Source organism: Pseudorhodoferax aquiterrae (genome assembly GCF_014652235.1).
Classification (GTDB): Bacteria; Pseudomonadota; Gammaproteobacteria; order Burkholderiales; family Burkholderiaceae_C; genus Pseudorhodoferax; species Pseudorhodoferax aquiterrae.
The window spans coordinates 81,235-103,382 of sequence record NZ_BMYK01000024.1; the positions used below are offsets into that span (position 1 = coordinate 81,235).

22 protein-coding genes and 1 pseudogene are annotated in these 22,148 nt (G+C 70.6%); 7 read left to right on the plus strand and 16 right to left on the minus strand.

The annotated features are described in order from the left end of the window. Positions 1-108 precede the first annotated feature (108 nt). The 5 genes from IE209_RS26410 to IE209_RS26430 are packed head-to-tail and all read right to left on the minus strand — an operon-like array spanning position 109 to position 3,464. Positions 109-366 (minus strand): DUF3297 family protein, encoded by a 258-nt coding sequence (locus tag IE209_RS26410; RefSeq protein ID WP_145549171.1) that lies wholly within the window; start codon positions 364-366, stop codon positions 109-111. Between the two features lie 31 nt (positions 367-397). Beyond that, on the minus strand, positions 398-1,030 hold the full coding sequence (locus IE209_RS26415) for a VOC family protein (protein ID WP_189689862.1): 633 nt from the start codon (positions 1,028-1,030) through the stop codon (positions 398-400). A gap of 1 nt (position 1,031) precedes the next feature. After that, positions 1,032-2,159, minus strand: coding sequence for a zinc-binding dehydrogenase (locus tag IE209_RS26420; protein ID WP_189689863.1), 1,128 nt, complete (start codon positions 2,157-2,159; stop codon positions 1,032-1,034). 58 nt (positions 2,160-2,217) lie between these two features. After that, complete coding sequence (locus tag IE209_RS26425) at positions 2,218-2,958, minus strand: SDR family oxidoreductase (RefSeq protein WP_189689864.1); 741 nt, start codon at positions 2,956-2,958, stop codon at positions 2,218-2,220. A 26-nt stretch (positions 2,959-2,984) separates the two neighbouring features. Beyond that, the gene (locus IE209_RS26430; protein ID WP_189689865.1) at positions 2,985-3,464 is read right to left on the minus strand and encodes a carboxymuconolactone decarboxylase family protein; all 480 of its coding nucleotides are present in this window, start codon (positions 3,462-3,464) and stop codon (positions 2,985-2,987) included. Between the two features lie 113 nt (positions 3,465-3,577). Between IE209_RS26430 and IE209_RS26435 the strand changes: the two genes are divergently transcribed. Both IE209_RS26435 and gshB read left to right on the plus strand, forming a co-directional pair. Next, positions 3,578-4,762, plus strand: a complete 1,185-nt coding sequence (locus tag IE209_RS26435) for a benzoate/H(+) symporter BenE family transporter (protein WP_189689866.1) — start codon at positions 3,578-3,580, stop codon at positions 4,760-4,762. Next, positions 4,759-5,706 (plus strand): glutathione synthase, encoded by a 948-nt coding sequence (gene gshB, locus IE209_RS26440; protein ID WP_189689867.1) that lies wholly within the window; start codon positions 4,759-4,761, stop codon positions 5,704-5,706. Before IE209_RS26435 ends, gshB begins: the two co-directional genes overlap by 4 nt. 3 nt (positions 5,707-5,709) lie before the next feature. Here the strand turns inward: gshB and IE209_RS26445 are convergent, their stop codons facing one another. Then, the gene (locus tag IE209_RS26445; protein ID WP_189689868.1) at positions 5,710-6,606 is read right to left on the minus strand and encodes a LysR family transcriptional regulator; all 897 of its coding nucleotides are present in this window, start codon (positions 6,604-6,606) and stop codon (positions 5,710-5,712) included. A gap of 72 nt (positions 6,607-6,678) precedes the next feature. Between IE209_RS26445 and IE209_RS26450 the strand changes: the two genes are divergently transcribed. Together IE209_RS26450 and IE209_RS26455 are read left to right on the plus strand one after the other, a co-directional pair. Beyond that, complete coding sequence (locus IE209_RS26450) at positions 6,679-8,001, plus strand: sulfatase family protein (protein ID WP_189689869.1); 1,323 nt, start codon at positions 6,679-6,681, stop codon at positions 7,999-8,001. Between the two features lie 31 nt (positions 8,002-8,032). Then, the gene (locus tag IE209_RS26455; RefSeq protein WP_189689870.1) at positions 8,033-9,004 is read left to right on the plus strand and encodes a tripartite tricarboxylate transporter substrate binding protein; all 972 of its coding nucleotides are present in this window, start codon (positions 8,033-8,035) and stop codon (positions 9,002-9,004) included. A 2-nt stretch (positions 9,005-9,006) separates the two neighbouring features. On the opposite strand, the gene IE209_RS26460 is transcribed toward IE209_RS26455, so the two are convergent. From IE209_RS26460 to kdpA, 6 genes are all read right to left on the minus strand, one after another. Next, positions 9,007-9,351, minus strand: coding sequence for a hypothetical protein (locus IE209_RS26460; RefSeq protein WP_189689871.1), 345 nt, complete (start codon positions 9,349-9,351; stop codon positions 9,007-9,009). Positions 9,352-9,458: 107 nt separating this feature from the next. Beyond that, positions 9,459-10,178: a response regulator gene (locus IE209_RS26465; protein ID WP_189689872.1), complete on the minus strand. Its 720-nt coding sequence runs from the start codon at positions 10,176-10,178 to the stop codon at positions 9,459-9,461. Between the two features lie 3 nt (positions 10,179-10,181). Then, positions 10,182-12,881 carry an ATP-binding protein gene (locus IE209_RS26470; RefSeq protein WP_189689873.1) on the minus strand — a complete coding sequence of 900 codons (2,700 nt, stop codon included), beginning with the start codon at positions 12,879-12,881 and terminating at the stop codon, positions 10,182-10,184. 29 nt (positions 12,882-12,910) lie between these two features. Further along, positions 12,911-13,552: a potassium-transporting ATPase subunit KdpC gene (gene kdpC, locus IE209_RS26475; protein ID WP_189689874.1), complete on the minus strand. Its 642-nt coding sequence runs from the start codon at positions 13,550-13,552 to the stop codon at positions 12,911-12,913. Between the two features lie 8 nt (positions 13,553-13,560). After that, on the minus strand, positions 13,561-15,579 hold the full coding sequence (gene kdpB / locus IE209_RS26480; RefSeq protein ID WP_189689875.1) for a potassium-transporting ATPase subunit KdpB: 2,019 nt from the start codon (positions 15,577-15,579) through the stop codon (positions 13,561-13,563). Positions 15,580-15,589: 10 nt separating this feature from the next. Then, on the minus strand, positions 15,590-17,320 hold the full coding sequence (gene kdpA, locus IE209_RS26485; RefSeq protein WP_189689876.1) for a potassium-transporting ATPase subunit KdpA: 1,731 nt from the start codon (positions 17,318-17,320) through the stop codon (positions 15,590-15,592). A 387-nt stretch (positions 17,321-17,707) separates the two neighbouring features. Between kdpA and IE209_RS26490 the strand changes: the two genes are divergently transcribed. The 3 genes from IE209_RS26490 to IE209_RS26495 are packed head-to-tail and all read left to right on the plus strand — an operon-like array spanning position 17,708 to position 18,307. Further along, positions 17,708-17,845 carry a hypothetical protein gene (locus IE209_RS26490; RefSeq protein WP_189689877.1) on the plus strand — a complete coding sequence of 46 codons (138 nt, stop codon included), beginning with the start codon at positions 17,708-17,710 and terminating at the stop codon, positions 17,843-17,845. Beyond that, on the plus strand, positions 17,835-17,966 hold the full coding sequence (locus tag IE209_RS34240) for a hypothetical protein (protein WP_268245975.1): 132 nt from the start codon (positions 17,835-17,837) through the stop codon (positions 17,964-17,966). Before IE209_RS26490 ends, IE209_RS34240 begins: the two co-directional genes overlap by 11 nt. Continuing rightward, positions 17,963-18,307 carry a hypothetical protein gene (locus IE209_RS26495; protein WP_189689878.1) on the plus strand — a complete coding sequence of 115 codons (345 nt, stop codon included), beginning with the start codon at positions 17,963-17,965 and terminating at the stop codon, positions 18,305-18,307. Before IE209_RS34240 ends, IE209_RS26495 begins: the two co-directional genes overlap by 4 nt. 40 nt (positions 18,308-18,347) lie before the next feature. Here IE209_RS26495 and IE209_RS26500 read toward each other — a convergent pair whose 3' ends face one another. From IE209_RS26500 to gudD, 4 genes and pseudogenes are all read right to left on the minus strand, one after another. Continuing rightward, positions 18,348-18,890, minus strand: coding sequence for a DUF3299 domain-containing protein (locus tag IE209_RS26500; protein ID WP_189689879.1), 543 nt, complete (start codon positions 18,888-18,890; stop codon positions 18,348-18,350). After that, positions 18,887-19,627: a tetratricopeptide repeat protein gene (locus IE209_RS26505; protein WP_189689880.1), complete on the minus strand. Its 741-nt coding sequence runs from the start codon at positions 19,625-19,627 to the stop codon at positions 18,887-18,889. The genes IE209_RS26500 and IE209_RS26505 overlap by 4 nt, the downstream gene beginning before the upstream one ends. A 5-nt stretch (positions 19,628-19,632) precedes the next feature. Further along, the gene (locus IE209_RS26510) at positions 19,633-21,936 is read right to left on the minus strand and encodes an MBL fold metallo-hydrolase (RefSeq protein WP_189689881.1); all 2,304 of its coding nucleotides are present in this window, start codon (positions 21,934-21,936) and stop codon (positions 19,633-19,635) included. Between the two features lie 54 nt (positions 21,937-21,990). Further along, positions 21,991-22,148, minus strand: a pseudogene (gene gudD / locus IE209_RS26515) (glucarate dehydratase); the annotation flags it as partial.

A 22,148-nucleotide genomic window follows, 5' to 3' on the forward strand; every position in this document is an offset into this window, starting at 1 on the left:
CGAGCAACAGTCCATGGCCCTGGGACTTACCCGGATGCGCCCGCACCCACAAAAAAAGCCCGCGCCTTGCGGCGCGGGCCTTGGTCCACCCCGAAGAGGGCGCGCGGCTCAGGCTTCGCGGTAGAAGGCCTCGACCTGGCCCTTGAGCTTGATCAGCAGCGGCCGGCCACGGCGGTCCACGGTCTTGCCGGCGGCCACCTTGATCCAGCCTTCGGACAGGCAGTATTCCTCCACGTCGAAACGCTCCTTGCCGTTGAAACGGATGCCGATGTCGTGCTGGAACACGGCCGCGACATGGTGCGGGCTGCGCGGGTCGACGGACAGGTGGTCGGGCAGCGGAGGACGGGTGCTTGCGTCTTGGTTCATGGCCGCGATTAGACCGCAGCCGGCCCGCGGGTCAGGCAAGGCGACGCAGGCCCTGCGGTGTGCGCACCTGCGCGGTCAGTGCCGGCTGCGCCGCTGCACGCAGCGACAGCGCCACACCCGGCTCGGCCAGGTGCAAGCGGTCCAGCACGGCCTGGACGCGCGCCGGCTCGGGATGCTGCAGTTCCAGCGCCACCAGCGCGCAGCCGGCGTCGGGCAGGCTGGCCGCGGGGTGGGCGGCGGTGTCCCACTGGATCAGCGTGGGCGCCGCGCCGCCCAGGGGCAGGCTGCCATCGCCCGGCACCGTGATGCGCCAGTCCAGCGCGCCGCGCGACATGGGCAGCACCTCGCCGAGCGGCAGGGCGGCGGCCGCGCCCTGGATGTCGTCGGTGCGCGCGACCCAGCAGGCCAGGCGCGGCGGCGTGTCCGGCTCCAGCGTGTCGAGCCCGAACCAGCGCGGCCGCCCCGGCGCGGGTGCTTCGGGGTCGACCGCGATGACCTCCAGGTACAGCGCCTCGCCCAGGCGCAGCAACAGGTTGTGCGTGCCCATGCGCGCATGCCGGCCGCCGGCCTGGGGGCGCACGCCCAGCTGCGCGAACACGGCATCGCTGCCGGCCTGCAACGTGGGCGCGGTGATGGCGAGGTGGTCGATGCGGCTGGCCAGCATCTCAGCCCGCTGTCGGCCGCAACAGCACCTTCTCGCCCGTGGCTTGCTTGCCGTAGATGGCGATGGCCTGCAACGACAGCGCCTCGGCCAGGCCGACCTCGCGCGTGTAGTGGCTCGCGAAGGTGGTCGTGAGCTCGGCCGCCACGCGGGCCTTGAGCTGCTGCACATGGTGCGGGCCGATCTTCTGCAGGAACGGGAACAGCAGCCAGCCGCCCACGCCCCATGTCATGCCGAAGCCGCGGGCGATCTCGATGGGGCCGCGATCCAGGCTGCCGTAGACGTAGACCTGCTTGTGCACATTGCTGCCGTAGCGGCTGTAGGCGGCCTGCTCCTTGCGCGCGATCGCGGCCTCCATGGCCACGAGGATCTGGCCGGCCAGCTTGCCGCCGCCGATGGCGTCGAAGGCCAGCGTGGCGCCGGTCGCGGCGATCGCCTCGGTCAGCGCGGCCTGGAAGTCGGCCTGGCTGCTGTCCACCACGTGCTGCGCGCCCTGGCGGCGCAGCAGCGCGGCCTGCTCGGGCTTGCGCACCACGTTGACGAGCGGCACGCCGTCCTTCAGGCAGATGCGGTTCAGCATCTGGCCCAGGTTCGACGCTGCGGCCGTGTGCACCAGCGCACGGTGGCCCTCGCGCCGCATGGTCTCCACCATGCCCAGCGAAGTCAGCGGGTTGACGAAGCACGAAGCACCTTGCGCGGCCGTCGCGCCCTCGGGCAGCGGCAGGCATTGGTCGGCCGGGATGGCACGGTATTCGGCGTACATGCCGCCGCCCAGCAGCGCGACCTTCCTGCCCAGAAGGGACTGGGCCGCGGCCGCGGCGCCGGCAGCGACGACGGTGCCCGCGCCCTCGTTGCCGACCACCATGGACTGGCCGATCCGGCCTTGGGCAGCGGCCAGGGCCGCAGGCGACAGGCTGGCCGTGACCACGGGCCGCTCGGCGGTGCCCGACACCTTGGCCGTGGCCATGTCGGCACCGCCGAACAGCAGGCCCAGGTCCGAGGGGTTCAGCGGCGCAGCCTCCATGCGCACCACGACCTCGTCGTCGTGCGCAGGCTGGGGCATGGCGACCTCGGCCAGCGAGAGTTCCAACGTGGCGTCGGGGCGGATCAGCGAGCGCAGCTGCAAGGGCATGGGCGGTCCTCGGGTGGGTGGTTCGGTGGAGCCACCCAGTATAGGAAGCGCCCTGCGTTCAGCGCGCCATCCAGGCCGCGAAGCTGACCGTCCCCAGGCGCGCCTGGCCCGCGGGCACCAGCGTGCCCTCGTCCAGCGGCGCGCCGAAGTACAGCGCCTGCGGGTCGGCCACGACCCGGCGGCCGTCCTGCTTCAGGTCGAGGTAGCGTTGCACGAGTTCGGCCAACGACATCCGCTCGGGGCCGGCGATCTCGATGCGGCCGTGCAGGGGCGCGGCCAGTGCCACGTCGGCCAGCACGGCGGCCACGTCGTCCGAGCTGATGGGCTGGATGGCGGCCGGCGACAGCCGGATCTCGCCGCCCGCACCGGCCGACTGCGCGATGCCACCCAGAAACTCGAGGAACTGCGTGGCCTGCACGATGGTCCAGGGGATGCCGCCCGTCTCGATGAGGTCTTCCTGCGCCTGCTTGGCCCGGAAGTAGCCGCTCCGCTGCAGCTTGTGCGTACCGACCACCGACAGCGCCACATGGTGGCGCACGCCGGCTCTGGCTTCGGCCGCGAGCAGGTTGCGGCCCGAGGTCTGGAAGAAGTCCAGCACGGCCTGGTCGGCGAACGAAGGCGAGTTCGCCACGTCCACCACCACCTGGGCGCCGGCCAGGGCCGCGTCCAGGCCCTCGCCCGTGAGCGTGTTGACGCCGGTGTTGGGCGAGGCGGCCAGCACGGCATGGCCACGGGTCTTGAGCAGCGCGACCAGCTTGCTGCCGATCAGGCCCGTGCCGCCGATGACGACGATCTTCATGGTGCGTCCCTGGTTGGAAAAGCGGATCAGGAGAACTGCACCTTGTCCAGGCCGAAGGCCTTGTCGGCGCTGCCCGGCACGTTGCGGAAGGCCACGCTCAGGCGGTTCCAGGCATTGATGCCCATCACGTTGTGCGTGAGCTCCACGATCTCCTGCTCGGAGAACTCCGCGCGCACCTGCTCGTAGACGGCATCGGGCACACCATGGGCGGGCAGCTGCGTGAGCACCTCGGTCCAGGCCAAGGCAGCGCGCTCGCGTGCGCTGAACAGCGGCGATTCGTGCCAGATCGCCACATGGTGCAGGCGCAGCTCGCCCTCGCCATGCAGCTTGGCCTGCTTGACGTGCATGTCCAGGCAGAAGGCGCAGCCGTTCATCTGCGAGGCGCGGATCTCGATCAGCGCGAGCAGCCGGGCATCGAGCTGGCCCTTCTTGGCGGCGATGCTGTAGTCCGAGAGCTTCTTGTAGAGCTCGGGAGCATGTTGCAGGGCGTTGAGGCGGGCGGTCATGGTGTTTCCTTTCGGGGGTTGAAAAATCGGTTTCTTCCCTTCAAGACGGGCCGGCCCCGCGGTTTGTGACAGCCCGGCCGAAAAAAATCCGGCATGGGCACAATCCGCCGCCTATGCGTTTCCTCAAAGACCTGAGCCTGCCGGCCTTCACGGCCGGCTTCGTGGCCGTGCTGGTCGGCTTCACGAGCTCCGTGGCCATCGTGTTCCAGGCCGCCCTGGCCTTCGGTGCCACGCCCGAACTCATCAGTTCCTGGATGTGGGCGCTGGGCCTGGGCATGGGCCTGTGCACCGCGCTGCCCTCGCTGCGCTGGCGCATGCCGGTCATGGTGGCCTGGAGCACGCCGGGCGCGGCGGTGCTGGCCGTGGCGGGCGCAGGCTATGGCATGGACGAGGCCGTGGGCGCCTTCATGCTCAGCGCATTGGCCATCACGGTGGCCGGCACGACGGGCTGGTTCGAGCGCGTCATGAACCGCATTCCCGTGGCCATCGCCTCGGCCCTCTTGGCCGGCGTGCTGGCGCGCTTCGGGCTCGATGCCTTCATCGCCGCCAGGACCGCGCTGGGCTTGGTGCTGCTGATGCTGCTGGTCTACCTGCTGGGCCGGCGCCTGCTGCCGCGCTACGCCGTGCCGCTGACCCTGCTGGCCGCCATCGCCTACTGCGGTCTGCGCGGCGAACTGGCCTGGGCCGGCGTGCACGTGGGCCTGGCGGTGCCGCAGTTCACGATGCCCCGGTTCAGCTGGCAGGCGGCCGTGAGCCTGGCGGTGCCGCTGTTCGTCGTGACCATGGCCTCGCAGAACCTGCCCGGCGTGGCCGCGATCCGCGCGGCCGGCTATGGGCGCATGCCGATCTCCAGACTGCTCAGCATCACCGGCATCGCCACGCTGGTGCTGGCGCCGTTCGGCGCGTTCGCGCTGAACCTCTCGGCCATCACGGCCGCGATCTGCATGGGCCGCGAGGCGCACGAGGACCCCGACAAGCGCTACACCGCGGCCGTGAGCTGCGGGCTGATCTACGTGCTGATCGGCATCTTCGGCGCCACGGTCACGGGGCTGCTCACGGCCTTCCCCAGCGAGCTCGTGGCGGCCATCGCGGGCCTGGCGCTGCTGGGCACCATCGCCAACGGCCTGGCCACCGCACTCGCCGACGAACGCCACCGCGAGCCGGCACTCATCACCTTCCTGGTCACGCTGTCGGGCGTGGCCATCGCCGGCATCGGCTCGGCCTTTTGGGGGGTGGTGGCCGGCGCGCTCGCGCTGTTTGTGCAACAGTACGGCGCTTCCCGAAAGATCCCCTCATGAACCTCCTCTTCGTCGCCGACCCGCTGGACAGCTTCAAGATCTACAAGGACACCACGTTTTCGATGATGCGCGAGGCCCAGCGCCGCGGCCACCGCATCTGGTCCTGCGAGCCGCGCCACATCGGCTGGCGCACGGGCGGCCAGGTGCAGGCCCTCGTCAACGAGTTGACGCTGACCGGCCAGCCCGACGCCTGGTACCGCATCGACTCCACGCCGCTGCGCGCGCTCGCCGAATTCGACGCCGTGCTCATGCGCAAGGACCCACCCTTCGACAGCGAGTTCTTCTACGCCACGCACCTGCTGGAGCAGGCCGAGCGCGAAGGCGCCAGGGTCTTCAACAAGCCGGCCGCGCTGCGCGACCACCCCGAGAAGCTGGCCATCATGGAGTTCGCGCAGTTCACGAGCCCCACGCTGGTCACGCGCAGCGCTGCCGAGGTGCGCGCCTTCCATGCCGAGCACCAGGACATCATCCTGAAGCCGCTGGACGGCATGGGCGGCATGGGCATCTTCCGCGTCAAGGCCGACGGGCTGAACCTGGGCTCCATCGTCGAGACGCTCAACAAGGACGGCGCCGAAACCATCATGGTGCAGCGCTTCGTGCCCGAGATCGTGCAAGGCGACAAGCGCATCCTCGTGATCGGCGGCAAGCCCGTGCCCTTCTCGCTCGCGCGCATCCCGCAGGGCAGCGAGGTGCGCGGCAACCTCGCGGCCGGCGGCAAGGGCGTGGCCCAACCGCTGACCGAACGCGACCGCGAGATCGCCGAGGCTTTGGGCCCGGTGCTGGCCGCGCGCGGCCTGCTGCTGGTGGGGCTGGACGCGATCGGCGACTGCCTCACCGAGGTCAACGTGACCAGCCCGACCTGCTTCCAGGAGATCAGCGAGCAGACCGGCTTCGACGTGCCGGCCATGTTCATCGATGCGCTGGAGGCCGCGCTGGCGGCCTGACGCTCAGGCGGCCAGCGCCGCCATGGTCTGCTGCAAGACCTCCGCCACGGATCCCATGCCCGTATCCTCCAGCGTGGTCGCGCGGCACCAGAGGTAGATCGGCCGCGGCCGCGGAGGTGCCGGCAGCGTCAGTTCCACGAGGCCGAAGCGCTCGGCCAGCCGGCGCAGCGGAAAGCGCGGCAGCACCGCGAGGTGCCGGCCCTGGGCCAGCGTGTCGAGCAGGACGAAGGCCTCGCCCAGCACCGTGACATCCACGCGCATGGCCTGCACGCCGGCGGCGGCCAGCATCTCGCGCACCTCCTGGTCGAAGGGCGAGGCCGAGCCCAGGCTGATCCAGCGCTGCGCGTCGAGCGCGCCGCCACGCTGCGCCAATGCATGCGTGCGCGCGCAGAACACGCCCAGCGCGTCCGCGACGAGCAGCCGGCGCTCGATGCCGGGCGGCGGGCGCTCCAGCCAGGCGGGCGCGACCACGAACTCGTGGTGGCCGTCGATGAGCTGCTCCAGCAGCAGATGCGGCCGGTCGCTCTGTACCGACAGCGCGAGGTCGGGAAAGCGCTCCAACAGCACGCGCACCAGCTCCCCCGCCGCCGCTGCGCCCACCAGCGGCCCGGCGCCGATGCGCACCTGCTTGCGGATGCCGCTGCGGTGCCGCGCCGTGACCTCGGCCGCGTCCTTGAGCCGCCGCATGATGGCCCGACCCTCGCGCGCCAGCATCTCCCCGAGCGGCGTGCTGCGCACGCCGTAGCGGCTGCGCTCGAACAGCGCGCCGCCGGCTTGCATCTCCAGCGTCTGCATGTTGTGCGTGAGCGTGGGCTGGGTCAGGTGCAGGTGCCGGCTGGCCTGGGTGATGGAGCCCTTTTCGAGGATCGTGGCGAGCTGCACGAGGTGGCGCGGGTCCATAAAAAAACTTCTGTTTGGGTTGCAATTTTCAATTTTACGGATGGCCTGCACCGACCTACAGTCGCCCTCCGCATGAAACCCAACCTCATCTTCATCGTCGCCGACGACCTCGGCTATGCCGACCTGGGCTGCTACGGCGGCCGGCCGGCCGGCTTCGGTCCCGTGTCGCCGCACATCGACGCGCTGGCCGCGGGCGGCCTGCGCTTCACCGAGGGCTACAGCAATTCGCCGGTCTGCTCGCCCACGCGCTTCGCGCTCATGACCATGCGCTACCAGTACCGGCTGCGCGGCGGCATGGAGGAGCCCATCAACAGCCGCAGCAAGGGCAGTCCCACGCTGGGCCTGCCGCCTTCCATGCCGACCCTGCCCTCGCTGTTGCGCGAGGCCGGCTACGCCACCGCGCTGATCGGCAAGTGGCACCTGGGCTACCCGCCGGCCTTCGGTCCGCAGCGTTCGGGCTACGACGACTTCTACGGCATCATGGCCGGCGGCGTGGACTACTTCAGCCACTGCTCGGGCCAGGGCGACCACGACCTCTACGAGAACGAATCCGAGCGCCACGACGTGGGTTACCTGACCGACCTGCTGTCGCGCCGCGCCGTGGACCACGTGCACGCGGGCGCCGCCGCCGCCCGCGCTGGCCGGCCCTTCTTCCTGAGCCTGCACTACACGGCGCCGCACTGGCCCTGGGAGACGCGCGACGACGCCCACCTGGCGGCCGAAGTGGCCGGCAACCTGTTCCACCTGGACGGCGGCGACGTGGAGACCTACCGCCGCATGGTCCACCACATGGACGAGGGCATCGGCGATCTGGTCGCCGCGCTGCGCGGAGAAGGCCTGCTGGAGAACACGCTGATCGTCTTCACGAGCGACAACGGCGGCGAGCGTTTCTCCGACAACTGGCCACTCGTGGGCGGCAAGATGGACCTGACCGAAGGCGGCATCCGCGTGCCCTGGATCGCGCACTGGCCGGCCGCCATCCCGGCCGGCACGACGAGCGCGCAGCACTGCATGAGCATGGACTGGTCGGCCACGCTGCTGGAGCTGGGCGGCGGCCGGCCGCATCCCGAGGTGCCCATCGACGGCGTCTCGCTGGCCGCCGTGCTGCGCGACCCCAGCCAGACCTTCGAGCGCCCGCTGTACTGGCGCATGCGCCACCGCCACCAGCGCGCGCTGCGCCGCGGCGACTGGAAGTACCTCAAGGTCGACGACCACGAGTACCTCTTCGACGTGCGGCAGGACGCGCGCGAGCGCGCCAACCTCGCGCACAAGCACCCGGAGCTGCTCGAACGCCTGCGCGCCGACTGGCTGGCCTGGGAGGCCACGGTGCCCGCCATTCCCGACGACGCAGCCGTGAGCCTGGGCTATTCGGTCAAGGACATGCCGCAGCGCTGACCGCTTTCCTTTCCACCATCCGGAGACAGACATGACCATCCCCCGCCGCGCGCTGTGCGCCGCCGCGCTCCTCGCTCTTGCAACCCTGCCGGCGCAGGCCCAGACCTGGCCCGAGCGCCCGATCAAGCTCATCACGCCCTCCACGCCCGGCGGCCCGCCCGACGCTTACGCGCGCGCGCTCGCGGACCTGCTGTTCAAGGAACTGGGCCAGCCCGTGGTGGTGGAGAACTCGCCGGCCGTGGGCGGCATGGTGGCGGCCCAGGCGATGACGCGCACGCCGGCCGACGGCTACACGCTCCTGGTCAGCACGGCCGGCATGATGACCATCACGCCCAACGCCAACCCACGGGCGCGCTACGTGCCCGCGGACTTCACGCCCATCTGCCAGGGCGTGGAGGCCGGCCTGGTGCTGGCCAGCCACCCCGGCCTGGGCCCACGCAACTTCGCCCAACTCGCGCAGTGGATCAAGGCGCAGAAGACGCCGCCGACCTACTCCTCCTTCGCGCCGGGCTCGCCCGCCCATTTCCTGGGCTACCAGCTGGCCGAGGCGCTCAAGGTCGAAATGACCCACGTGCCCTACCGCAGCAGCCCGAACCAGATCACCGACATGGTGGGCGGCACCGCGCCGCTGGGCTTCGTGCAGACCGCCACGGCCGGCCCGCAGATCAAGGCCGGCAAGCTCGTGGCGTATGCCACCACGGCGGGCCAGCGCTCGGCCGAACTGCCCGACGTGCCCACGGTCGCCGAGATCGGCCTGCCGCAGCTGCAGACCACGGTCTGGTTCGGCCTGTCGGCCCCCAAGGGCCTGCCCGCGCCCATCGTGCAGCGGCTGACGGCCGCGCACCAGAAGGTGCTGGCTTCGGCGGACTTCCGCCAGCGCATGGCCACCTCGGGCCTGGCACCGGCGGCCCCGCTGTGCGGCGAAGCCTTCCTGCAACAGATGAGCGCGGAATCGGCGCGCTGGGCGCGCATCGTCAAGGCGACGGGCTTCGTCGCCGATTGAACCTAGGACCCGCTGGGCAAGCCCAGATGGCGCAGGTGCTCGCGCCAGCTGGCAAGGCGGCCGAACTCGCCATCGGACGTACAGGCCAGCACGCAGTGCGCGACGGCCTCGAAACTGCAGCCGTCCAGGTGCAGGGTCAGGCGGGCCCGCGGTGCCGCACTGGCGCAGGTGGCAGCCGAACGCGGCAGCGGCTCGCAGCGCAGGATGTCCACGCCGTCGCAGGCCAGCACGGCGCGGCGCACGGCGTGCGCATCGGCCAGCGGCACGGTGACATCGAGCACCTGGAACACCGGCCGGCGCGGCGCGGTCGCAGCCGGGGTGAACTCCTTGTACGCGGCATAAGCCATGGGTCTTCAGCGCAAAGTCGAGAGGCATCCAGTGTCGCGACCTGCCCGTCAAGCCGCTGTCAAATCGCGGCAGCGGTGCGCAAAGAATGCGTCAACGCCGCGCCGTCTCAACCGGCGGCGCGCTCCGTCACGAACTTCAGGCCCACGCCCGGCTCCGTGATGATGTAGCGCGGTGCGGCGGCCGCGTCGCCCAGCTTCTGGCGCAGCTTGGCCACCAGCACGCGCAGGTAATGCGCATCCTCGGTGTGCGTGGGACCCCACATCTCGCGCAGCAGCTGCGGCTGCGTGATGAGCCGGTCGGGGTGGCTGGCCAGGATGGACAGCAGCGCGAACTCCTTGCGCGTGAGCGCCACGGGCTCACCGTGCAGGTGCACCTCGCGCCGCGCGAGGTCGATGCGCAGCGTGCCGTCGTCGTAGGTGGGCGCCACCGGGTCGGCCGGCACCGCGTTGCGCAGCAGTGCGCGCAGCCGCGCCATGAGTTCACCGATGCCGAAGGGCTTGGTCACGTAGTCGTTGGCGCCGGCATCCAGCAAGGCCACCTTCTCTTCCTCGCCCGAGCGCACCGTCAGCACGATGACCGGAACGCGTGACCACTGGCGCAGCTCCTGCAGCACCTCCCGGCCGTCGAGGTCGGGCAGGCCCAGGTCCAGCACCACGATGTCGGCGCCCTTGCTCGCCAGCAGGCTCAGGCCCTGCTGGCCGGTCTCGGCCAGCAGCGTGGCGTAGCCCTGCGAGCGCAGGCTGATGTCGACGAACTTGCGGATCTGCGGTTCGTCGTCGATCACCAGCACGCGCGGCGGCGGTGTGACTTCAGCGGAAAGGGTCATGGCTCAATCCAGTGGCAGCGCGATGCGGATGGTGGTGCCCACGCCATCCGGCCCCGGCAGCGCCTCGACGCGTCCCATGTGGGCGCCGACGATGCCCTGCACGATGGTCAGGCCCAGACCCGTGCCGTGCTTGCCGCGGTCGCCACGCTCCACGCTGTAGAACATGTCGAAGATGCGGCGCCGCTCGTCCTCGGGGATGCCGGGCCCCTGGTCGATGGTATCGATGCCCAGCATGCCGTCGTCCAGCCGCCGGGCCAGAACGCGGATGGCCTGGCCGGGCGGCGAGAACTTGGCGGCGTTCTCCATCACGTTGAACAGCGCCTGCTCGATCAGCGCGGGATGCACGTGCAGCGGGCCCAGGTCGGGCGCAAGCTGCGTCTGCACCCGCGTGTCGGGCAGGTAGCGCTGCAGCCGGCGCGCGGCCGAGCCGATCAGCTCGTCCACGCCGATCCAGTCGCGCGCCAGCGTCAGGCCCTGCTGGCCCAGCCGCGTCATGTCCAGCAGGTTCTGGATGTAGCGGTCCAGCCGCTGACCCTCCACGCGGATGGTGTCCAGCAGCTCGGCGCGGTCTGCCTCGCCCATGTCCTTGCCGAACTGGGCCAGGCTGTCGGCCGAGCCGATCATCGAGGCCAGCGGCGAGCGCAGGTCGTGCGAGACCGAGGACAGCAGGGCCGAGCGCAGCCGCTCGGTCTCGCCAGACACGCGCGCGGCTTCCAGCTCGGCCACCAGCCGCGTGCGCGAGGCGGCCTGGGCGATGTCTTCGGTCATGCTCTCGGCCAGGCGCCGCTGCTCGAACGAGAGCCGCGCCATGGCTGGGGGAAAGCGCAGCGCCACCACGCCCAGCGTCTGCGCGCCGTCCTGCAGCGGCAGGAACCACCAGCTGGACTCGGACAGCGTGTCGGTGTAGCGGCCGCTGGGCTGGCCCTGGCGCTGGGTCCAGGCGGCGGCGCCGTCGTCCTTCTCGGTGAGCGCGCGGTGCGCGGCTTCGGGTCCGCTGGCATCGCCGATGCGCATCCAGACTTCGGCATGCAGCGTGGACTCCAGCACCGCGGCGCTGGCCGCGATCACCTGGCCCAGGTCCGCCGCCTTGGACAGCTGGCGCGCCAGCTTCTGCATGGCCGTGGCGTGCGTGTTGGCCGCGCGCAGCGCGGTCACCTGCATGCGCAGCCGCGAGGCCAGCCGGCCGGCGATCAGTGCAGCCGCCAGGAACAGCAGCACCGTGGCCACGCCGCGCGGCGCGCTGATGACGAAGGTCAGGCGCGGTTCGATGAAGAAGAAATCGAAGGCGCCGAAGCACAGCACGGCCGTGATGACGGCGGCCACCATGCGCGTGCGCGAGGCCACCAGCATCACCGCCACCAGGAACACGGGCGAGAGCTCCTGCAGGCCGAGAAAGCGTTCGGCCAGTGCCGCCACGGCGACGGACACCAGCGTGGCGGTGAGGATCAGCGCGGGCTCGCGCGGGGCCAGCCGCTCGCCAGCCAGGTCCTGGAAGCGGCGCCCGCGCTGGCGTGCGCGCGGTGTGCTCACGATGGTCAGTTCGTAGCGCGCGCCGCGCTGCAGCAGCTGCTGCGTGAGCGTGCGGTTGAAGATGCGCGCCACCGGCCGCTCGCGCGTGCGGCCGATCACGATGGCCCGGGCACCGCGGGCGGCCGCGGCGTCCAGCAGGGCCTGCACCACGTCGGTGTTGTGCAGCACCTCGGTCTCGCCGCCCAGGTTGCGCGCCAGCGCGAAGGCCTTGTCCAGCTCCATCTGGCGCTGCTGCTCGGCGCGCGCGGTGGCGTGGCGCGGTGTGGCCTCGCCGGCCAGGTCGGCGCCGTGCACGGTGGCGTCGGCCGAGTCGCCGGTGTCCACCGTCACCACGGTCCAGGGCGCGCCGCGGCGCTCGGCGATGCGCGAGCCCGCGCGCACCAGGTATTCGGACTGGCCCTGGCCGTCGATGGCGATCAGCACGTGGCGCTGCAGCGCGATGCTGCCGAGCCCGCGCGCGGTGCGCGTCTCGCGCAGGTCGGCGTCCACATGCTCGGACACGGTCTGCATCGCCAGCTCGCGCAGCGCCGTGAGGTTGGAGGGCGAGAAAAAGGCCTGCAGCGCCTGGGCCGCCTGCTCGGGCAGGTAGACCTTGCCCTGGTTCAGGCGTTCGATGAGCTCGCGGGCCGGCAGGTCGACCAGGCGGATGTCGCGCAGGCGCTCGAACACCGCATCGGGCACGGTCTCGCTGACGCGGATGCCCGTGATCTGGTGCACCACGTCGTTCAGGCTCTCCAGGTGCTGGATGTTGACCGTGGTGTAGACGTCGATGCCGGCGTCCAGCAGCTCCTCCACGTCCTGCCAGCGGCGTTCGTGGCGGCTGCCAGGCGCATTGCGGTGGGCCAGCTCGTCCACCAGCGCGATGGCGGGCTTGCGCGCCAGCAGGCCGTCCAGGTCCATCTCTTCGAGCTGGCGGCCCTGGTACTCCACGCGCTTGCGCGCGAGCTGGGGCAGGCCCTCGACGAGGGCCAGCGTCTCGGCGCGGCCATGGGTCTCGACGATGCCGATCACCACGTCGATGCCCTGGCGGTGCAGCTCGCGCGCGCGCGACAGCATGGCGTAGGTCTTGCCCACGCCGGGCGCCGCACCCAGAAACACCGTGAGCCGCCCGGCCGCCTGGCGGCGCAGTGCGCCCATCAGGGCATCGGCTTGTTCGGTGTTGGCAGCGGACATGGGCCTGGATTCTGGCGCGGTCCGCCCCCTCAGCCGCGTGTCGATGCGTCCAGCGCGAGGTTGAGTTCCAGCACGTTCACGCGCGGCGCGCCCAGCACGCCGAACTGCCTGCCCTGCGTGTGCCGGGCCACCAGCTGCCGCACGGCGTCGGGCGCCAGCCCGCGCACGCGCGCCACGCGCGCGACCTGGATGGCCGCGGCCGCGGGGCTGATGTGCGGGTCGATGCCGCCGCCCGACTGCGTGACCAGATCGCTGGGCACGGCCTCGGGTGCCACGCCTTCGCGCTGGGCCACGGCGGCACGCGCCGCCTCGATGCGCTGGCGCATCTCGGGGTTGGTGCGGGCCTGGTTGCTGCCCGACAGGGCCATGAGGTCGTAACTGGCCGCGGACGGGCGCGGCTGGAAGTAGCCCTCGCCCACGAAGGGCTGGGCCACCAGCGTGGAGCCGACGATCTGGCCGTTGCGCTCGATCAGGCTGCCGTTGGCGCCGGTCGGCGCCACCGCCTGGCCCACGCCCACGCCGGCCAGGGAATAGAGGAAACCGAAGCCGGCCAGCGTGACGATGGCCAGGCCGATCGCGCCGCGCAGGGCGCCCCGGTTGGCCTCTGCGGGAGCGGTGGCCGCGGTGGTGGCACCGGTCTTGTGCGACAGGGAGTTCATGGCAGTGCCCATGGTGAACCTCAGAGGGTGAAGAACGTGGCCAGGATCAGGTCGATCAGCTTGATGCCCACGAAGGGCAGCAGCACGCCGCCCAGGCCGTAGACCAGCATGTTGTTGCGCAGCAGCGCGGTGGCGCTGGCCGGCTTGAAGCGCACGCCGCGCAGCGCCAGCGGAATCAGCGCCGGGATGATGATGGCGTTGAAGACCAGCGCCGACAGCACGGCGCTGTTCGGGCTGTGCAGCTGCATCACGTTGAGCACGGCCATCTGCGGGATGGCGGCCGCGAACAGCGCCGGCAGGATGGCGAAGTACTTGGACACGTCGTTGGCCAGCGAGAAGGTGGTCAGCGCGCCGCGTGTGATGAGCTGCTGCTTGCCGATCTCCACCACGGCCAGCAGCTTGGCGGGGTCGGAATCCAGGTCGACCATGTTGCCGGCCTCCTTGGCGGCCTGCGTGCCCGAGTTCATGGCCAGGCCCACGTCGGCCTGGGCCAGGGCCGGCGCATCGTTGGTGCCGTCGCCCACCATGGCCACCAGGCGGCCACCGGCCTGCTCGGCGCGGATGCGCGCGAGCTTGTCCTCGGGCGTGGCTTCGGCGATGTAGTCGTCCACCCCGGCATCGGCGGCGATGCTGGCGGCCGTGAGCTTGTTGTCGCCCGTGATCATCACGGTCTTCACGCCCATCTCGCGCAGGCGTGCGAAGCGTTCCTTAATGCCGCGCTTGATCAAGTCGGACAGCTCGATCACGCCCAGCACATGGCGGCCGTCGCTGACCACCAGCGGCGTGGCGCCCTTGCGCGCCACATCGTCCACGCGGGCCTGCAGCTCGGCCGGCACGCGGCCGTCCTGCGCCTTGACATGCTTGGCAATCGCATCCAGCGCGCCCTTGCGGATCTGGCGGCCGCCAGGCAGGTCCACGCCCGACATGCGGGTCTGGGCGGTGAACGGCATGAAGTGCGCACCTTCGGGATCCGCGAGCTTCTCGCCCTTCTCGCGCGCGAGCTTCACGACGGACTTGCCCTCGGGCGTGGGGTCGGCCAGCGAGCTCAGCAGCGCGGCCTCGCGCAGCTGCGCGGCGTCGACACCGGCCATCGGGTGGAAGGCCGTGGCCTGGCGGTCGCCGTAGGTGATGGTGCCGGTCTTGTCCAGCAGCAGCACGTCCACATCGCCGGCCACCTCCACGGCCTTGCCGGACTTGGCCAGCACGTTGGCCTTGAGCGCGCGGTTCATGCCGGCGATGCCGATGGCCGGCAGCAGCCCACCGATGGTCGTGGGGATCAGGCAGACCAGCAGGGCCACCAGCAGCACCACGTTGACCTGCACGTCGACGAAGCCGGCGATGAAGGGCAGGCTGACGACCACGGCCAGGAAGGTGACGGTCATCACGACCAGCAGGATGCCGAGTGCGACCTCGTTGGGCGTCTTCTGCCGGTTGGAGCCTTCGACCAGCGCGATCATGCGGTCCAGGAAGCTGTGGCCGGGCTCGGCCGTGACGCGCACGATGATGCGGTCGGACAGCACCTTGGTGCCGCCGATCACGCCGGAGCGGTCGGTGCCGGCTTCGCGCAGCACGGGCGCGGATTCGCCCGTGACGGCGGCCTCGTTGATGGTGGCCAGGCCTTCCACGATCTCGCCGTCGGCCGGGATCAGCTGGCCTTCCTCGACGACGACCATGTCGCCCGGACGCAGCGCGGCGGCCGGCACGGTGCTCTCCTTGCCGTCCTGCAGTCGGCGCGCCACAAGGTCCTTGCGTGCGCTGCGCAGCGAGGCAGCCTGGCCGCGGCCGCGCGCTTCGGCCACGGCTTCGGCGAAGTTGGCGAACAGCACGGTGGCGAACAGGATCAGCGTCACGGCCCAGCCGAAGCCGGCCGTGGTCCAGCCCGCGAGCGTGGCGACCAGCGTCAGCACGGTGCCGAGCCAGACCACCGCCATCACGGGGTTCTTGACCACGTGCTGGGGCGCGAGCTTGACGAAGGAGTCGACGATGGCCGGCTTGAAGTCGAAGCCGGCAGCGGCGGAACCGGATGGTGTGTTGGACATGGTGCAGTCCTTAACGGGCCAGCAGTGCGTTCAGCTGCAGGTGGTCGGCCACGGGGCCCAGCACCAGCACCGGCATGAACTGCAACAGCGTGAGGATGATGACGATGCCGATCAGCGTGAGCACGAAGGTCGGCGTTTCGATCTGCAGCGAGCCCGCGCCTTCGGGCGCGCGGCGCTTGGCGGCCAGCATGGCGGCGATGGCCAGCGGCAGCACCAGACCGGGGAAGCGGCCCAGCGCCAGCGCGAGCACGCAGGACAGGTTCCACCATGGCGTGGCGTCGCCCAGGCCTTCGAAGCCAGAACCGTTGTTGGCGAAGGCCGAGGTGTACTCGTAGAACACCTGGCTGATGGCGTGGAAGCCCGGGTTGGAGTTGCCGGCCAGGCCGGGCACGGCCAGCGCCGTGGCGGTCAGGCCCAGCAGAACGATGGGCTGCAGCAGCACGATGACGGCCAGCAGCTTGACCTCCGGCCCTTCGATCTTGCGGCCGAACAGCTCGGGCGTTCGGCCCGTCATGAGGCCGGCCAGGAACACCGCCAGCAGCAGGTAGACCAGGAATTGCTGCAGGCCGCAGCCGATGCCGCCCCAGATGCCGTTGATGAGCATGTTGACCATGGAGACCATGCCGGTCAGCGGCGCGGTGGAGTCCAGCATCGCATTGACCGAGCCGTTGTTCACCTGGGTCGTGACCGTGGCCCACAGGGCCGAGGCATCGGCGCCCAGGCGCACTTCCTTGCCTTCCATGAGGGCCAGGTCGCTCGCCGTGCCCGAATGGCCCTCGGACCACAGCGCCAGGCTGGTGGAGGCGGCGGACATGAGCAGCATGGTGCCGAACACCATGGCGCCGAACCTGCGGCGGCCGGTGAACGGGCCGATCATGAAGACCACGGACACGGGCACCAGCAGGATGGCCAGCGTCTCCAGGAAGTTCGACAGCGGCGTCGGGTTCTCCAGCGGCACGGCGCTGTTGGGGCCGTACCAGCCGCCGCCGTTGCTGCCCAGTTGCTTGATGGCCACCATGGGCGCGACCGGGCCGAGCGGGATCTTCTGTTCCTTGAACTCCGCCGAGGCCTCCACCGGCGTGGCGGTGGGGCCGCCCTGCAGCGTGGCGGGCACGCCTTGCGCGGTCAGCAGCGCCGACAGCACCAGCGCCAACGGCAGCATCACGCGCACGCAGCCGCGCACGACGTCGGCCCAGTAGTTGCCCACGTCGACCGTGTCGGCATCGCCGCTGGAGGGCGTGGCGCCGGCCTGGCCTGCCATGGCCTGGCGGCCACCGAACAGGCCGCGCAGCGTGGCGGCGACCACACCGAGCGCCATCACCGGCGTGACCACCTGCAGGCCGACGATGCCGGTCATCTGCGCCAGGTAGGACAGCTGGGCCTGGCCCGCGTAGTGCTGCTGGTTGGTGTTGGTCAGGAACGAGACGGTGGTGTGCAGCGCCAGGTCCCAGGTCATGTTGGGCGCGTCGTTGGGATTGAGCGGCAGCCAGGCCTGGGTCATGAAGATGGCCCAGACGAGGAGCAGCAGCACCCCGTTGCTGAGCAGGAAGGCGGTGGCGTAGCCACGCCAGCCCATGCCCATCTGCGGGCGCGTGCCGAGCAGGGCGTAGATGGGCCGTTCGATCCACGCGAACAGCGGGTCCGAACGCATGGGCGCGCCGCGCAGCACGGCGGCCAGGTAGTGGCCCAGCGGCCAGGCCAGCGCGATGGCCGCGGCGAAGAGAAGCAGGGTTTCAACCATGGTGCAGGCCTTTGAGGGCATGGGGAACATGAGGACCGGGCCGTCGGGTGCGGGCTGCCGTGCCCGCCCGTCGGACCGCTGCCGTCAAGGGCAGCGGCGCGGCCATCTGTGCACCGCACGGTGCGGCGGTCCCCTGCATGGAGACCAGGTGCTTGGAGCGCATGTTCTTGTTCGCGATCGAATGGCAACAGTGCCGGCCGCCAGTATTCGACGGGGCCCCGTAAAGTCTCCATTCGCGAAACGGGCGCGCGCGTCAAATCTCCGTCAAATCTGCCGACGGGGCCGGCGCGCGCCGCTCCGGGCATGAAGATTTGATGCCGAATTGACGGCGCCGCCGGCAGGCCCGGAGGATGATTTCTGCACCTTGGTTTCCGGGTGCCGAGACGCATGCCCCAACTCCTGCAAGACCTCGTCTTCGTCCTGATCGTCGGCCTGTGCTTCGTCGGCTTCCTGCGCTGCACACGCGCCGTTCTGGCGCACCGCGGCGGCAAGCGCAACACCTCGGCCACCGGCCATGGCGAATGAACTGCTGCCGTTCGCGTTGGCCATGCTGGCCATCGTGCTGCCCTTGCTGCTGGGCTGGGTGCTGGTCACGCTGTCCGCCAAGCGCCAGCGCGGCGAACCGAAGGCGCCGTCCCCGAAATGAGCGCGGCGGCCCTGCTGTTCTGGTGCGTCGCCGCGGCGAAGGTGTTGCTGTCCGCACCCATCCAGATCCGCGCCGCACAGGCGCGCACCCCCGAACGCCTGCGCGAGGCACGCAGCCAGCGCAAGGACGACTGGCTGGCCATGGTGGTCATGGTGCTGGCCCTGCTCTCGGACAACTATCCGCTCACGGGTTGGGCCTACCTGCAGATCCGCGATGCCATGGGCCAGCCATCGGGCCAGACGCCGAACCTGGCCGGCTGGGTCTACCTGGTGGGAACGGTCACACTGGCCTGGCTGGTGCAGCGCAGCTTGCGGCGGCTCGGCACGCCGAGCCATCGCTGAGCACGGCGCAGGCCCAGGGGCCGTCGCTGTCTGAAGGAGGTCAGCGCGCAGGCGCGGCGTAGCGCTCCACGCGCTGCCCCGCCAGCGCGTAGCCGCTGACACCGTGCACGGTGGTGGCGCGCGCCAGTTGCAGCCGGCCGCTGATCCAGACCGTGTCCATGGTGCTCAGCGACTTGTGGGGCTGGGCCAGCCGCACGTGGACGATCTGGTTGGCAGGTGGCGGCGGCGTGTGGATGCAGGCGCCGAAATGCGGCACCAGCAGCAACTCGCGCAGGCCCTGTGCGGTGGTCTCCAGCGGCACCACGTAGCCCGGGATGCGGACCGCGGCGCCGTCCAGCGCGGCGACCAGCGGCGCCTCGTCCCAGACCTTGCGCAGGCGCTGCAGCGCGGCGGCCGCACGCGGGTCGTCGTCGGGCAGGCGGCGCAGATCCGCGCCGGCGCCGTGGAAATCGGCCCAGGGGTCCCAGTCCCTGGGCAGCAGGTCGTCCCAGGCGATGGTGCGGAAAACGGCTTCCCTGGCGAAGGCCGGCGCCAGCATGGCGCAGGCCAGGGCCGCGCAGGCGCGGCGGCGCAACAGGTTCATGGCGAGGGCTCCTTCGCCGGCGGCGCGAACGGCGCCAGCTTCTTGAACAGCAGCGGGCCCGCGAAGCTGGGCATGTCGTGCTCGTGGTCGTCGTGCGGGGCCACGCCCTCGCGCGACTTGCGCAGCCACACGCGGGCCAGCGCCGGATCGCGCGCCACGCCTTCGCCGCGGTCGTAGGCCCGGCCCAGCGCGCGCTGGGCGCGCGGGTTGCCAGCCTCGGCCGCCTGCTGCAGCCAGTCGATGGCGACACGCATGTCGCGGCGCACGCCGGTGCCTTCGGCATGGGCCCGGTACAGCGCGTACTGCGCGCGCGAGGCACAGGGGTCGCTCGCGGCCGCGCTGCGCCGGTACCAGCGCACGGCCTCGGCCGCGTCCTTGCGGGCGCCGCCCCAGCCGTTCAGGTAGAAATCGCCCAGCATGCACTGGGCTGGTACGGCGCCTTTGGTCGCGGCCTGGTGGAACCAGTGGAACGCGGCGGCCGGGTCCTTGGGTACCTGGGCGTTGCCGTCCAGGTACAGATAGGCCAGATCGACCTGGGCCTGCAGGTGGCCGAACGCCGCGGCCTGGCGCAGATGGGCATGGGCCTGCGCCAGGTCGACCACCTGGCCAGTCAGGCCGGCGAAATGGCGGGCCCGGGCGTAAACGGCCTGGGCGTCCAGCGCTGGCGCCGAGGGCGCAGGCTGGGCCTGGGTGGCGCCGGCCAGCGCCATGCAGGCGGCGAGCAGGGCCTGCCGCATGCGCATCAGCGGAAGGTCTGCGTCACATCGGCCGGCACCACGATCTCGCTGGCGGGCGTCAGGCCCATGGTGACCTGGCGGCCCTGCGCGATCGTCGCCAGGATGGCCTGGGCCTCGGCCAGCGAGTTCAGGCGCCTGGTGCGCAGCACCTCACCGGGCTTGGCGTGCACGGATTCCACCGGCCCTCCGCGGTAGGTGATGGTCTGGTTCACGCCGGGGCTGAACTGCACGAAGTTGTTCGGCAGGTAGCCCTGGTAGCCGTCGTTGACCTGCACCGCGACCTGCACGTAGAAGCCTGTGGGGTCGTTCACGTACTGGTCGGTGGCCGTCACGATGCCGTTGGCCAGCAGCGGAATCGCCGGGTTCTTGTTCTGCGGACCGACGAAGCCCTGCACGATCTTGCCGCCGTCCAGCAGCGTGGCGGTCACCGTGGCCCCCGCCTCGCGTCCGGGCTTGTACGGCCCCGAGGTCTCGATGCTCTTGTACGCGCTGTTGGCCGCGTCGCTGGCCGCGTAGGAGATCACCGAACGGCGCTTCTCAAGCTGGTTGGCGAACTCGCTCGTGATGTTGCTGCCGTTGATGGCCGGCGAGTCGAACACCTTGGAGCGCATCGCGTCCAGCATGCTCAGCTGCTTGCCGGCGTTCGCCGGATCGCGGTTGTAGGCCTTGAGCGCCTGGTAGACCTCGACGATGGGGAACTGGTTGGTGTGCTGCGGCGAGACGAAGTCCACGTCCAGGCTTTGCTGCAGGTAGCTGAAGCCGGCCTGGAACGACAGGCGCAGGAAGCCGTTGGCGGCGGTCGGCGTGGTCAGCCCGTTCACGCCATAGCCGCCGTGGTAGCCGAAGGTGACGAACTTGCCGTCGCTCGGGTTCTTCACGCGGAACAGCATGTTGGTGGTGCCGGGCGTGTGGCCCGGCGACCAGATCACCATGATCTGCACGTTGCCGTAGTCGTACCACTGGTCGTACTGGTAGTAGTCGGTGGTGCGCGCGCGGATCTCGGTCTCCGAGGCCGGCAGCGCGCCAGCGATGTTCCAGGTGTTGCCGCGCTGGTCCTGCGTGATCCCGGTCACGTCCTCGCGCGAGGCCCAGAGCTTGATGGGCTTGCCCGCGTTGTCCATCATGCGCAGCTGTTCGACGACGGTGCCGTAGTGGTCGCTGTGGCCGTGCGTGAGCCAGATGTCGGTCACGCCGCGCGGGTCCAGGCCCAGCAGCTCCATGTTCTTCCAGTACTGGTAGCCGCTGTTGGGCCAGCCCGCGTCGATCTTGATGAGCTTGTCGTCCGACTTGTCGTTAGGCGTGCCCATGTCGGCGCGCAGGATGTAGGAGGCGACTTCGTTGTCGCCCACGTAGTACATCGTGTCCTTGACCATCTCGAAGGGCTCGGTGCTGCGCGTGTAGGGCGCTTGCGTGACGCCCGTGGCGTTGATGGCCATGTAGGCCTGGCCCGAGACCGGGTCCGTGCCCTTGTCGGCCAGCAGCGGGCTCTGCGAGGGCACGTCCCAGACCGGCTTGCCGTCGCTAGTGGATTGGGGCGTGAAGTACCAGATCGCCACCACCTTGGCCTTGTCCAGTTCGGTGTGGTTGGTGTCGAACAGCAGGTAGGCGGCCTGGCGCGACGTGGTGCTGTAGGCGTAGTCGGCCGTGACCGGGATGGCAGCCACCGTGGAGGCTGCGCTCTTGCCGTAGTCGCTGGTGTCGACGTTGAAGACCTTCACGTCCGGCGCGAGGGTGTAGGTCTCCTCGTAACGCTTGATCGGCGTGGCGTAGGGCCGACCGGCCATGTCGGCCGTCACGACGCGCCCGTCGCCCACGGTGATGCTGTTGCCCGACTTGGCGTAGACCCAGCCCGCCGCGACCATGGGGCCGGGGATGTCCTTGTTGCGGCTGACTTCCGGGCCGTACTTGGCGAGGTCGAACTGCGCGGCAGCGGAAGTGCCCTTGGACAGCACCACGTTGAAGGTCTGGGCGGCGTCCGTTGCCACGGTGACCTGGTTGGCCTGCGCGGCCGGCAGCCAGTCGACCAGGTTGCCGGGCACGAGCTTGGTGCTGATCGCCGTGGCCGCCGCCGCGGAAACCGCCGTGGTGCTCAACGTCTTCATGCCGTCCTTGGCGAGCACGGCCACGCTGACGGTCTGGTTGCCGGCGGCATCGGTGGCGACTTGCGGCGCGGCGTAGACCATGCCGGCCGCACGGAAGGCACTGCGGTCCACGCCCTTGTCGTCGCTGCCACCGCAGGCGACGAGGGTGGCGGCGATGGCGGTGATGCCGGCAGGCAGCAGGCGCCAGCGTCGGGGTACTGTGTTCACGGAGGTCTCCTGTTGTTGGAATGGGCGGGCCGCGGCGCAGGCCGCGGCGGGTCGTCAGCGCACCATGCAGGGCCGCTTGTTGTCGAACTTCCAGTTCGGGATCAGGTACTGCATCGCCACGCCGTCGTCGCGCGCACCCAGGCCGTGCTGCAGGTACAGGCGGTGGGCCTTCTCGACCTCGGCCATGTCCAGCTCCACGCCCAGGCCCGGCT